Here is a 12,430-nt window from a genome sequence, read left to right on the forward strand (position 1 = left end):
ATTTTAAAGTCAACCGAGTTCGATAAGACAATTGTTCAGAACGACTACCTGCCGTTCGAGCGCTATGGTTCGAAGCGTAAGGCAATTGCCTTCCGCCCAGATTTCAGTACGAAGCGTGTCTCCTGGGTAAGCGGCGGCCGTGAAGCGCACTCTCATCCTTGCGATTCGCCCGGCGTCATAATCCAGCAGCCGCCTCATCACGGCATGGGCCGCAATTCCCATGGTAGCCATGCCATGCAGAATGGGCCGGTCAAACCCCGCAGCTTTCGCAACACCGGGATCGGCATGTAGTGGATTCATGTCGCCACAGAGCCGGTAGATCAGTGCTGTTTGCGACAAAGTTGGCAGATCACAAACCGCATCGGGGACACGTTCCGGAATTTGATGAGGGGCCGGGGGAGCGCCCTCACTGCCGCCAGGCCCAAAGTTGCCGTCGCCGCGCAAGAGGCTCAATTGGATAACGGTAGCTAGCAGCCTGTCGTCGGATGCATCGTAAATTTGCCGTTGCTGCTGCAGCAAGGCCCCCTTTCCCTCGCCCTTGTCCCATATAGCTGACACCCGATTACGCCCCACCACTGAACCGCTGGCAGGAATCGGTGCGTGCAAGATGATTTCCTGCTCGGCATGAACTAAGCGTTTCCAGTCTATGCCGGTGTCGGGCTCGCGCGCCCAGAATCCCGGATACGCCAGAACATTCGCCATCGTGGGGATCGTACACAGCGCCCCTCCGTCAATGCCTTCATAAACGTAGCGCAGTTGCTTATCGTCGACGGGATCATCCCCCAGACCAAGCGCCAACGCATATAACGCTGTATCTCGCAGTGCATAATCATGGTCGATCGCGGGGAACTGCCGTGTCAGCAATTGTTGAGGTTTAAGATTTGTGGCCATCTGATCGAGTCGTTTCCGTGTAGGTTAGTTGAATTATTGGCTATTTAGACTTAGCCAGTCAATTGCCCAAACTAACCAGTTCCGTACATTGGAATCGCTTCTTGACGCGGAACCAGTATCGCTTAGCATCTATGAAGCCGGAAACCCCTTTACGGGTATTCCAATGCACGGGACAAAAGAATTCCTGTCTTGACGGACTCGCAGTCGGGCCGCAGTATGAGGCATTAAAAATTTGAACTGAGTCATCATGATTCGAGACCAAGAAACCCTCAACATACTCCTTAGCAACATCTCCCGCTTCGTGCGGGAACGGCTCATTCCCAACGAAGAGATCGTTGCCGAGACCGATGAAATCCCTGTCGATATCGTTCAGGATATGAAGACGATGGGACTATTCGGCTTGACCATCCCCGAGGAGTACGGCGGTCTGCAACTGACCATGGAAGAAGAAGTGCTGTCCATGTTCGAACTTGGACGGGCATCGCCGGCATTTAGATCATTGCTGGGAACCACCGTGGGAATAGGCTCTCAGGGCATTCTGTTCGACGGCACTCAACAGCAAAAAGACAAGTATTTGCCGCGCATGGCAACAGGCGAGGTGATCGCCTCTTTTGCCCTCACCGAACCGGGCTCCGGCTCCGATGCCGCTTCCCTCAAAACAACGGCGATCCTGGACGGCGATCATTACGTGGTCAACGGAACAAAGCGATTTATCACGAATGCGCCACAGGCAGGCATTTTTACCTTGATGGCCAGGACCGATCCAGGCAAGAAGGGAGCAGCTGGCATCTCAGCCTTCATTGTCGAGACCAATACCCCGGGAATTACATTGGGCAAGCGCGACAAGAAGATGGGCCAACGGGGCTCGCATACTTGCGACGTCATCTTTGAGAATTGTCGGGTGCCCGCAGAGAACCTGATCGGCGGCGTGGAAGGTCGTGGATTCAAAACGGCGATGAAGGTGCTGGACAAAGGCCGCATCCATATCGCATCAATTTGTGTGGCAGTCGCAGAGCGCATGTTATCCGATGCCCTTCGCTATGCCTCACAGCGGCGTCAATTCGACCAGGCGATTGGAGAATTCCAACTCGTCCAGGCCATGCTCGCCGACAGCAAGGCGGAAATCTACGCCGCCCGCAGCATGGTGGTGGACGCCGCGCGGCGCCGAGACGACGGACTGCCTGTCAGCACCGAAGCATCATGCGCCAAATTATTCGCGTCGGAGATGTGCGGTAGGGTCGCTGATCGCGCCGTGCAGATTTTTGGTGGTGCTGGTTACATGAGCGAATACGGTATTGAACGCTTCTACCGGGATGTACGCCTGTTTCGCATCTACGAAGGAACGACGCAAATCCAACAACTGGTGATTGCCCGGAACATGCTCAGGGAGCTTCAGTAACTCTAAGGGCTAGTCAGAGTTCCATTTTTCCAATATCTAACGTCTAACGACGTTTACCCCCATACGGGAGGACAACAGTAGATGAAGATTCTTGTGCCCGTCAAGCGCGTCGTAGACTACAACGTCAAAGTGCGCGTGAAATCCGACCAAAGCGGCGTGGATATCGCCAATGTCAAAATGTCCATGAATCCCTTCGATGAAATCGCAGTGGAAGAAGCAACGCGACTGAAAGAGAAAGGTGTCGCCGCTGAAGTCATCGCGGTTTCTTGCGGCGTGGCGCAATGCCAGGAAACATTGCGCACAGCCATGGCGATCGGCGCTGACCGTGCCGCCCTGGTCCAAACCGATGCCGATCTTCAGCCGCTGGCAGTAGCGAAGCTGCTTAAGGCGCTGGTCGATAAGGAGCAACCTCAGCTCGTTATCCTTGGCAAACAGGCCATCGACGACGACGCCAATCAAACCGGCCAGATGCTTGCCGCCTTGCTCGGCTGGCCACAGGCTACATTTGCCAGCAAAGTCGAACTGGAAGACGGCAAGGCTAAGGTGACGCGTGAAGTGGACGGCGGCCTGGAAACCCTGTCGCTGACGCTGCCGGCCATAGTCACCACCGACCTGCGCCTGAACGAGCCGCGCTACGTGACACTGCCCAACATCATGAAAGCCAAGAAAAAGCAGCTGGACACCTTGACGCCTGAGGACCTGGGCGTTGACGTCGCGCCGCGCCTAAAGACGCTGAACGTTTCAGAACCCCCGGCACGCTCGGCGGGCATTTTTGTGCCGGATGTTGCAACGCTGGTCGACAAACTTAAGAATGAAGCCAAGGTGATTTAGAAATGACGATACTTGTAATCGCTGAACATGATAATGCCAACCTGAAGGCCGCTACGCTCAATACGATCGCTGCGGCCCAAAAGATCGGCGGCGAAATCCACGTGCTGGTCGCTGGCAGCAGCGCCCACGCCGTGGCCGAGCAGGCTGCAAAGGCCGCTGGCGTGGCCAAGGTGCTGCTTGCCGATGCATTGCAGATGGCAGATAGCTTGGCTGAAAACGTGAGCGCGCAAGTGTTGCAGATCGCCAACGCTTACAGCCACATTCTTTTTCCGGCCACGGCCTCGGGTAAGAATGTTGCGCCGCGCGTGGCGGCCAAGCTCGATGTTGCACAAATCTCCGACATCATCGGTGTTGAGTCGCCCGATATCTTCCACCGGCCGATCTATGCGGGCAATGCGATCGCTACGGTGCAGTCAGCGGACGCAATCAAGGTCATCACTGTACGCACGACCGGTTTTGACGCCGTAGCAGCTGAAGGTGGTAGCGCAGCCGTAGAGTCCATTACGGCTGTCGCCGATTCAGGTCTGTCCTCCTTTGTCGGGCGCGAGGTCGCCAAGAGTGACCGCCCCGAGCTGGCCGGCGCGGCGGTGGTAGTATCCGGAGGCCGCGGCATAGGCAGCGCCGAGAACTTCAAGCTTCTTGAACCCCTGGCTGACAAGCTAGGCGCTGCCCTGGGCGCTTCGCGCGCTGCGGTAGACGCCGGCTATGCGCCCAATGACTGGCAGGTTGGCCAAACGGGTAAGATCGTTGCGCCGCAGTTGTATGTTGCTATCGGCATTTCGGGTGCAATCCAGCATCTGGCAGGCATGAAGGATTCTAAGGCCATCGTGGCCATCAATAAGGACACCGAAGCCCCTATATTTGGTGTGGCTGATTATGGCCTGGTGGCCGACCTGTTCACGGCGGTGCCCGAACTGGCCAGCCAGCTTTAAGCCCTGTACCCTTGACGGTACCTAGAAGACTTTAACCACCTCTTTTCAATGTCTCCCATCCAGGAGCCGCGCAGCCCTCGCGCATATTTTTTACAGAAGGACACCATGATCGACCGCTACGCACGTTACGAAAGACTTACCTTTGACCGCCCTAGCCCTCGCGTGCTGCGCATCACAATGCGCTCGCCCCTCAAAATGGGCGCCATGGATGCGACGATGCACCGCGAAGTTTCGCAAATCTGGCGCGATGTAGACGCCGATGACAGCGTAAACGTTGTCATTTTCACCGGCGAGGGACGAACGTTTTCTGCGGGCGGCGACTTGAAGCACGAGCGCACCATATGCGATGACTATGCAGCGCGGATGCGCGCCATGAAAGAGTCGCGCGATCTCGTCACCAATATGCTGGATTGTCGCAAGCCCATCGTGACGGCCGCCAGAGGGTGGGCGGTAGGCGCGGGCCTCGCTACCGTACTGCTGGCAGATGTATCCATCGTCGCGATGGATGCCAAGTTCTCCGACGGGCACCTCAAGATCGGCGTAGCCGCAGGCGACCACGCAGCCATTATCTGGCCGATTTTGTGCGGCATGGCGAAGGCAAAGTATTATCTGCTGACAGCCGAAAATTTCACGGGCGAAGAAGCCGAACGCATGAATCTCGTTTCGCTCGCGTTGCCGGACGATGAAGTCGAGGCTCGGGCAGTAGAGATTGCCAACCGCTTGGCCGAGGGTGCGCCAGCCGCCCAGCGATGGACCAAAATGATGCTGAACCACTGGATAAAACAGGCCCAACCCATTTTCGATGCTTCACTGGCATTCGAGTTTACCGGTTTTGCAGGCCCTGAGGGCATCGAGGGGATTGATGCGTTTCTTGAGAAGCGTAGCCCCAACTTCGACCAAGACTGCCCGTTCTGATTATTGGCTGTTTCAGAATAGCTTACCCGACGCAGAAATCACAGCACCAGAAGGAGAATGAAATGAACGCCTTCCCACCCAGTGAATCATGAGAAAATCTGACAACTTTCAGCCTCAGCGCGTTAGGTGCGACGGCCTTATCCGAGCGTAGTACATAGGCCCGTTCGCATCGGAGCTATTATCAGCATGGGTGGTGTGTATTCCGCGTACGTCAAGGCCGTCCAGGCCGCCGTCGAAGCGTTCGGCGGTGAAGTCCTCTACAGAGAGCCAAGGTGAGCGGCTTAGTTTAAGACCGCTGGGCAGGGCGAGAACCGCCCTGTCGAATGGCCATTGCCCACTGGCATTGACCGCCTTAGTGTCGCCCTGGTGACACGAGAGGCCGCGTAGTCCTTCGTTTCACATAGCGGCCGGCATAGGTAGGACTGCAAGGCCGGAGTTTCCGCCGAATAGCACTGTGCGTGAATTAAGTTGTGACATGGAGGCGGGTCTGTCCGCCTCCAGCGGAGATGCGTTACCCAGGTTTTGAAATTTCTGATAACGCTTCGCCCGCAGCCTGCGTATCGGTACCGTCTACGGCGAGGTCTCCCAAGGCGACGATGCTCACCAAGCGCTTCTCCGCGTTGACGATAGGCAAACGCCTGATCTGGTTGTCGCTCATGATTTGATGGGCCTGCTCCACCGAATCGTCCTCGAAAGCCCATTTCACGTCGGTCGACATAAGGTCGCGCACTTTCGTATTGGCGTCTCTCCCGTCGGCCACTGCCCGAACCACGATGTCGCGATCCGACAACGTGCCCACCAAGCGATCATTTTCACCCACCGGCATAAGTCCAAAATCACCATCGCGCATCTGCCTCGCGGCATCCTTGATGGTCGCGTCGGGACTCAAAATCTTTACGTTTTGAGTCATTACATCTTTAAGCTGTTGCATGGTTAACTCCTCATTGTTTGAACCGGACGGCTTAGTCAGAACGATCACGCAGCTGTGTTACGCCTTCACCAGCGACGCAATGACCACAACAAAACATTCTTCAGTTTTTTTCCAGCCCATGCCCAATAATCGGTACACCGCAGTGGTGACACAGCGGACGGCCCGAATCGCGCATTCAAAGCTATGGAACGTGTAGGTCTTGCCTGAAATGGTGACTTTAAACGATTTGTCATAGCTATTGCCGCAAGAATCGCATTTCCCCATGGAGGTCTCCTTGGTTGTTCAGCGTGCGTTGAGGCCGGCAAGTCGTAAGCGTTCGGCTATCCCACGTTGACACGCCCGCATAATGAAGCGGGCGTTTTCGTCAGCACGCAGTCGGTTGCCAGTTATGCGGGAGCAGCTCGTCGATCCGGCTGGCCGGTTGCGTCGGCAGGCGCGTGAGTACGTCTTTCAAGTAGGCATACGGATCATGGCCGTTGAGCTTGGCCGACTGGATCAAGCTCATGACGGCGGCGGCCCGTTGCCCGGCACGCAAGGAACCGGCGAACAGCCAGTTGTTGCGATTATGTTCAATTGGGCATAACCGCGCTTATGTTCAGCCTGCAATTATGTTGAGTCGTAGCTGAGGCCAGGCCACAGGCCGCGCTTCCCAACTGCGCATAATCAAAGCGTCTGCAAGAAGTTCAGGAGTTCATCCGGAGGTCGGTAGCGGCTATGGTGTGTTCCTGAGGGTGCAATTGCGGCCAATGCTCGCTCCTTCATGGCGAGGTCCGCTTCAATGTAGCCATGGGTTGTTACCGGACTCTCGTGCCCAAGCCACAGGGCGATGACGGTGATGTCAACGCCAGCCTGCAACAGATGCATGGCAGTCGTATGACGCAACGTATGGGGAGAGACGGTCCGTCCCTCAAGAGAGGGGCACTGCGATATTGCGATGCTCACGGCTCGTTCGAGCCGCTCAGCGACGTTTGAACGGGTCATTGGCTTTCCCCAACGGTTGGGTAGCAGTGGCTGGTTGTTCTGTAGGCCAGAAACATCAATCCAGCGACGAATTTCCCCGACAGTTTCCTTCCAGAGCGGAACGGTGCGCTGCTTACGCCCCTTGCCGTGCAAGCGAACCGAAGGCGTGACGTACAGCTCCAGATCATCAACGCAGATGCCGATCAACTCGGAGACCCTGGCACCGGTGTTGTAAAGCAGCCTGAGCAGCACTTGGTCGCGGCGGCCGCACCAAGTCGTGTCGTCAGGAGCAGCTAAGATCGCACGGACCTCCTCTCGCGAGAGGAATCCTAGCAGAGGTTTATTGAAGCGTTTCATCGGAATGGCTAGGATCTGCTGGGCGAGCAGCAGCGCAGGCGGACACTGCACTGCGACGTACCGGGCGAAGGCCCGTACGGCAGCAAGTCGCGCATTGCGGCTGCGTACGGCGTTATGGCGCTCGCCTTCAAGATGCGCCAGGAAATCGAGAATCAGCTTTGCATCAAAATCCTCCAGAGTGAGTTTTACGGGTGGCTTGCCAAGCCTGCTATCAGCGTACTCCAGTAGCAGCCGGAAGGCATCTCTATATGCGGCCACGGTTCGGGGGCTAACCGCCTGCTGTTGGAGTAGTCTCTCGGCGAAGAAGCGTTGAAGCAAAGAGGCGAACTCGGCCGGATCGGTAAGGAGTGAGTTCATGTTGGTGCTCCCTGAGCATAGCGACGGAAACGCTCTGCGGCGATGGCCATCAGTTCCGGAATGCCAGTAAGGTACCAATAGGTATCGACCACCTTGGCATGGCCCACGTAGATCGATAGCGCTGATTGACCTTGCTCAATATTGCCATCCCGTTCATACAGACGCAGTGCGCTGTGCACAATGAAGGTATGGCGCAGGTCGTGAAGTCGATGACGTGAATGGTCTCCCCGTACTGACAGGTTGAGCTGGCTGCAAAGTGAGTGCAGTGCGTACAGCATCCCGCGCTGATTGATCGGTCGGCCGTCATCTCGAAGAAAGAAATGATCGCAGCAGGGATGGCGAACAAGCTGATCCCGTAGCTTCGCATACGCCTGTAGGTATGGAGGGACGCTTGGGTGCAGGGGAACGAAGCGATGCTGGTGACACTTGGTGTCTCGGACATCGAGCACACCAGCATCAAGATCTACGTCGGCCTGGGTTAGTCTGATCGCTTCGGAGATGCGCAAGCCAGATGCCGCAAGCAGACCAAAGAGGGTTTGGCAAGTAGCAGGACGCAAACGTCCCGGGGGTTCCATGCGCCTGGCTGCCTCTAGGAGGGTTCTCAGTTCTTCATCCGTGTAAATATGCGGGACAAGGCGCCGGTGGGCCGAACCGAAGAGATTGCGCGGGGGTACGACAGTTCGAGGTTCAGTGCGCGGGCAGAAAGCGGCAAAGCCACGCAGCACCTCAATGCGACGCGCCCAACTGATCCGGCGGGGATGGCGTGAGGCACGCGCCCAGTCAGTAGCCAGTTCTAACGTAAGCCACGCTGCTCCGCATTGGTCGGCAAAGCGCGCAAACGAATTGAGCTGGCCTTCATCAATAAGGAGATCGAAACCTAATCTACGCCGATAGATAAGGTACGCTTGAACTTGAGCCGCCCAGGTAGTGCTGGCATTCATGACTTGCTCCCCGGCCAAGGTATGGCGACAGCCCGCAGATGTTCCAGGTCGACTCGAGCATAGGCCCGTGCCGTGTTTAGATCCCGATGTCTAAGCATGTCGGCGATCTCCTTGATCGACACACCGCTCTTCTGTAGTCTGGTGGCCATTGAACGTCGAAGCACATGGGTATTACAGAACCGGTCCGCAAGGCCGCTGCGGACAAACGCACGATTCATCGTGTTGCGGATGGCGTCCACACTGAGTGCAACTCCGAATGGGGCACGGTGGCGCGAGAACAGAGCGCGGTTGGTTGTCTGCGGACGTCCTAGCCTCAGGTAACGTCCCAGCGCTTCGCCGGTCTGTGTCGGCAGTGGCAACTGTTGCACACGCTGGCTCTTGGTGTGACAAAGCGACACGATCCCGTTTCGCCAATCTACACAGTCCAGCGTCAGGTGTGCGACCTCGTCTGCGCGCAGGCCCAAATCCAGCAAGAAGCGGGCGATGACGTAGTCGCGCAACTCGACCGGATGGGTCTGATCGAAGGCTCGCAGGAACTGCTCAAGCTGTACTTCGGAGAGCACCTCCGGTGGGTGTCGCCGCCGCCAGTTTGCAATGGTCGGCAAGGCGGCGGACAAAATCCGTGTGTCGTCGCCCAACATGGCATGAAAACGCAAATAGCTGCGTAAGCTGGTGCAGATTAGCTTGCGGGAGGTCGGACTCCAAGTGGATGCCAATTCATTCAAGAATGCATCGATGTCATCGGAGACCAGCAATCCAATCTCTGGAGCGTCATTCCCGAACCGCCCAACGAGAAACGCCTTTACATGCTGGATCCGATAGGAGCAAGTCAATGGCGCCAGGCCACAGATATCTCGCAGATAGCCGTTGAATCGCTCGATTTCCAAAGTCAACGGAGATGCGGTCTCATCATTCACCACGGGCAGCAGGGTCTGTAAGTGATGTAGAGCGGCCCGTACTTCATTGATATCGGATCGACACGGTGCAGGACAGGTGCAGGCCGGAAGGTGATGTCGAATAAACCGCTCGATCAGGGGCAGGTCGATGTTCGCGATAGTCAGCCCTTCTGCTGTCATCCAAAAGCTGAAATGTGCAAGACAGCGTAGATAGGCGCCAATCGTGCCTTGTGCGTAACGCCGAGTCTTCAATGATTCGATATAAGAGGTTAAGTATCCGCTCAATGGTCCGTCGATCAGCCAGTCTCGACGGACAAGGCGTGCCAAACAAAGATCGATGGGCATGGTGGTCTCCTGATGCGAGTGTAGGAACCCACAGAAGAACACCGATTATGCGAAGTGAGAATAGGTTCTCGTTGAGCCCTAAGCCTGTCGGTGTGTAAGATACGCGTGCTGTTGATTGAGGCTCAACATAATCGCAGGCTGAACATAACTGCGGTCAATGGCAATGTCCCGTTCATTCTGCCCATATTGGGCAAGAAGTTGTAGTCCATTATCGATGGCACCCGCTGTATGGGCACCGAGTCAAGGTAAAAGATATTGAACAGCGCGAAGGAAGAGCTGGGTAGTCCATATCGATGCGGGCTGTGGCACTGTCAAGACGATTGCCGGGTGGATGCTGGATGCGCCCACGTGCTCATCCATGGCGCTCGGTGACCCGAGAGTCACTGTGACGGCACTACGCAATCTGCATCAGTTGCTCATTGATCGACATTTGCGAGGACACTGGCAGGATGATTCGACCATCGTCCGGGAGAAACGCAATGGACAAGGTCCCAAACGCCGTTCCAGCAAGCCTGCAGTCGCCGCCATCGAAACCATACCAGATGAACATGACGTTCGACGCCATCGAGCTTCGGGGAATGAGCGCGGCACAGCGCACAAGGGCGATCACGCAACTGGCGAGTCTGCTGATGCAGGCTGCCGGCATCGTCTCGGCAAAGGGGCGTGGCGATGACGAACGCTAATCGTTTACCAGCAGATATTCTTAAACGCAGGGCGGTGGTTTACGTCCGGCAGTCGACGCAGACTCAGGTCCAGACGAACCTCGAAAGCAAGCGTCGTCAATACGACCTCGTGAATGAAGCAAAGCTTCGCGGATTCCGCGACGTTGTAGTTATTGACGACGACCTTGGGCGCTCGGCAAGCGGCGCGGTGGCCAGACCGGGCTTCGAGCGTCTGGTCGCCTTGTTGTGCGCAGGCGAGGTCGGAGCTGTGCTGTGTGTGGACGCATCGCGCCTTGCACGCAATGGGCGCGACTGGCACCATCTGCTTGAACTCTGCGGGCTTGTCGAAGCGAGGGTCATCGACCTCGACGGTGCTTACGATCCCTGCCGGGCAAACGACCGGTTGTTGCTCGGCATGACGGGAAGTATCAGTGAGTTTGAACTCAATGTACTTCGTACGTGCATGCTTGATGCTAAGCGTGAGAAGGCTCACCGTGGCGACCTGCGTATCAGCGTACCGATCGGCTACACCTGGCATCGCGAAGTTGGCCTAGGTCTCGATCCGAACCTGCGATTACAGGAGGTCATCCGCCTGATCTTCTCGCGTTTCCGCGAACTTGGTAGCGCCCGGCAGGTTTTGCTGTCCCTGCGCGCAGAACAGGTCCACTTCCCGCGGCCTTCTGACGGCAGGACGCTGGCCCACTTCGACTGGGTACCCGTGCGTTACCGGAACGTAATCTCGGTGCTCAAGAATCCGTTCTATGCCGGAGCCTACGCATATGGCAAAAGCGGCAAGCAGATGACGATAGTCGATGGGCGCGCGCGCAAGAGCTACAAGCATCCCAAGCCGTTTGACGAATGGGATGTCCTACTCAGGGATCATCATGAGGCCTACATCGACTGGACGGGTTTCGAGCGCAACCAGAAGCAGCTCGTGGCCAATGCTTACGGCAAGGCCGGTGACGTAAAGTCCGGCCGCGGCGGCCGGGCATTGCTCGCCGGTATCCTTTCCTGTGCACACTGTGGACGCCGTCTGTCCGTGGCCTATACTGGGCGCATACCGCAACCCGTCTACCGCTGTGCCCGCTTTGACATGCCACCGAAATGCATGAGCCTCGGTGGCTCCCGCATCGACGCCGCTATCGGGAAGGAGCTGTTGCGTGTCGTCGAACCAATGGCAATCGAAGCAGCCCGGCAAGCCGAACAAATGCATATGGGCACCCTAAACGAGCAGCGACGGATCGTGGAGCTCGAACTACAGCAAGCGCAGTATGACGCCACGCTGGCCGAGCGGCGCTACGCTGCCTGCGACCCAGATAACCGTCTGATTGCCGCGCAACTGGAGAACAACTGGGAGGCTGCATTACGTCGTGTACAGTCTTGCCAGACCCGACTGAAAGCGGTAGATACACCGGCTACGGATTTCCCCACACCTGACTTTTCGGCGTTCGCCGAAGACCTCTCTGCGGCCTGGAATGCGCCGGGCGTTATCATGCGCGTGCGCCAACAATTGGTTCGTGCACTGATCGTCGATATTGTTGCCGATGTCGATGAATCGGCACGTGTAGTTAGCTTGACGATCCACTGGCAAGGCGGCCAACACTCACAGTTGTGCGTGCGCAAGCCCAGATCGGGAGAGCATGCATGCAGTACGTCTGACGAAGCACTCACGATCATTCGAAGCATGGCGACCCGTTGGTCAGATCAGGACATCGCTGCCTCACTAAATCAGATGGGAATGCGAACCGGCCAGAGCAAGACTTGGACTGCACACCGTGTTAGCTTCATACGGCGGGTGCGCGACATCCACGCCTACCGATCAGCCCAGAAGGATGGAGAATGGTTGACGATGTTCGAGGCAGCAAAGCAATTGGGTGTCACCCAGCCATGCAATCCGTCGCCTTATCAAGGCGCGGATCCTGCCTGCTGAGCAGGTGATGCCGGATGCGCCGTGGCAGATTCGCGCGAACGACTTGTGCAGTGACGCGGTTACGACCGCGTTGACGCGCAAAC

The 12,430-nt window shown here is 56.9% G+C and carries 12 protein-coding genes and 1 pseudogene; 6 read left to right on the plus strand and 7 right to left on the minus strand.

Annotation, left to right across the window (positions count from 1 at the left end; all coding sequences use genetic code 11):
- Positions 1 to 9: 9 nt before the first annotated feature.
- On the minus strand, positions 10 to 891 hold the full coding sequence (locus CR155_RS11215) for a MaoC/PaaZ C-terminal domain-containing protein (RefSeq protein WP_102070105.1): 882 nt from the start codon (positions 889 to 891) through the stop codon (positions 10 to 12).
- A gap of 247 nt (positions 892 to 1,138) precedes the next feature.
- Here CR155_RS11215 and CR155_RS11220 point away from each other — a divergent pair, with 247 nt between their 5' ends.
- From CR155_RS11220 to CR155_RS11235, 4 genes are all read left to right on the plus strand, one after another.
- A complete protein-coding gene (locus CR155_RS11220; protein ID WP_102070106.1) occupies positions 1,139 to 2,290 on the plus strand; it encodes an acyl-CoA dehydrogenase family protein in 1,152 nt (383 codons plus the stop codon).
- Positions 2,291 to 2,371: 81 nt separating this feature from the next.
- Positions 2,372 to 3,121 (plus strand): electron transfer flavoprotein subunit beta/FixA family protein, encoded by a 750-nt coding sequence (locus tag CR155_RS11225; protein ID WP_102070107.1) that lies wholly within the window; start codon positions 2,372 to 2,374, stop codon positions 3,119 to 3,121.
- A gap of 2 nt (positions 3,122 to 3,123) precedes the next feature.
- A complete protein-coding gene (locus CR155_RS11230; protein WP_102070108.1) occupies positions 3,124 to 4,053 on the plus strand; it encodes an electron transfer flavoprotein subunit alpha/FixB family protein in 930 nt (309 codons plus the stop codon).
- Between the two features lie 105 nt (positions 4,054 to 4,158).
- Positions 4,159 to 4,968, plus strand: coding sequence for an enoyl-CoA hydratase/isomerase family protein (locus CR155_RS11235; RefSeq protein WP_102070109.1), 810 nt, complete (start codon positions 4,159 to 4,161; stop codon positions 4,966 to 4,968).
- Positions 4,969 to 5,479: 511 nt separating this feature from the next.
- Here the strand turns inward: CR155_RS11235 and CR155_RS11240 are convergent.
- From CR155_RS11240 to CR155_RS11265, 6 genes and pseudogenes are all read right to left on the minus strand, one after another.
- Positions 5,480 to 5,899 carry a CBS domain-containing protein gene (locus CR155_RS11240; RefSeq protein WP_102070110.1) on the minus strand — a complete coding sequence of 140 codons (420 nt, stop codon included), beginning with the start codon at positions 5,897 to 5,899 and terminating at the stop codon, positions 5,480 to 5,482.
- Between the two features lie 57 nt (positions 5,900 to 5,956).
- Positions 5,957 to 6,163 (minus strand): hypothetical protein, encoded by a 207-nt coding sequence (locus CR155_RS11245; RefSeq protein WP_233214174.1) that lies wholly within the window; start codon positions 6,161 to 6,163, stop codon positions 5,957 to 5,959.
- A 100-nt stretch (positions 6,164 to 6,263) separates the two neighbouring features.
- Positions 6,264 to 6,461: pseudogene (locus CR155_RS11250) on the minus strand (transposase domain-containing protein); the annotation flags it as partial.
- Positions 6,462 to 6,562: 101 nt separating this feature from the next.
- Complete coding sequence (locus CR155_RS11255; RefSeq protein ID WP_102070111.1) at positions 6,563 to 7,573, minus strand: site-specific integrase; 1,011 nt, start codon at positions 7,571 to 7,573, stop codon at positions 6,563 to 6,565.
- Positions 7,570 to 8,514 carry a tyrosine-type recombinase/integrase gene (locus CR155_RS11260; protein WP_102070112.1) on the minus strand — a complete coding sequence of 315 codons (945 nt, stop codon included), beginning with the start codon at positions 8,512 to 8,514 and terminating at the stop codon, positions 7,570 to 7,572. The genes CR155_RS11255 and CR155_RS11260 overlap by 4 nt, the downstream gene beginning before the upstream one ends.
- Positions 8,511 to 9,755 carry a tyrosine-type recombinase/integrase gene (locus CR155_RS11265; protein ID WP_102070113.1) on the minus strand — a complete coding sequence of 415 codons (1,245 nt, stop codon included), beginning with the start codon at positions 9,753 to 9,755 and terminating at the stop codon, positions 8,511 to 8,513. The genes CR155_RS11260 and CR155_RS11265 overlap by 4 nt, the downstream gene beginning before the upstream one ends.
- Positions 9,756 to 10,234: 479 nt before the next feature.
- On the opposite strand from CR155_RS11265, the gene CR155_RS11270 reads away from it, so the two are divergent.
- Both CR155_RS11270 and CR155_RS11275 read left to right on the plus strand, forming a co-directional pair.
- Positions 10,235 to 10,438, plus strand: a complete 204-nt coding sequence (locus tag CR155_RS11270; protein ID WP_102070114.1) for a hypothetical protein — start codon at positions 10,235 to 10,237, stop codon at positions 10,436 to 10,438.
- Positions 10,425 to 12,347, plus strand: coding sequence for a recombinase family protein (locus tag CR155_RS11275; RefSeq protein ID WP_233214176.1), 1,923 nt, complete (start codon positions 10,425 to 10,427; stop codon positions 12,345 to 12,347). The genes CR155_RS11270 and CR155_RS11275 overlap by 14 nt, the downstream gene beginning before the upstream one ends.
- Positions 12,348 to 12,430: the final 83 nt, after the last annotated feature.

Source organism: Pollutimonas nitritireducens, assembly GCF_002849615.1.
In the GTDB taxonomy this organism is placed as follows: Bacteria; Pseudomonadota; Gammaproteobacteria; order Burkholderiales; family Burkholderiaceae_B; genus Pollutimonas; species Pollutimonas nitritireducens.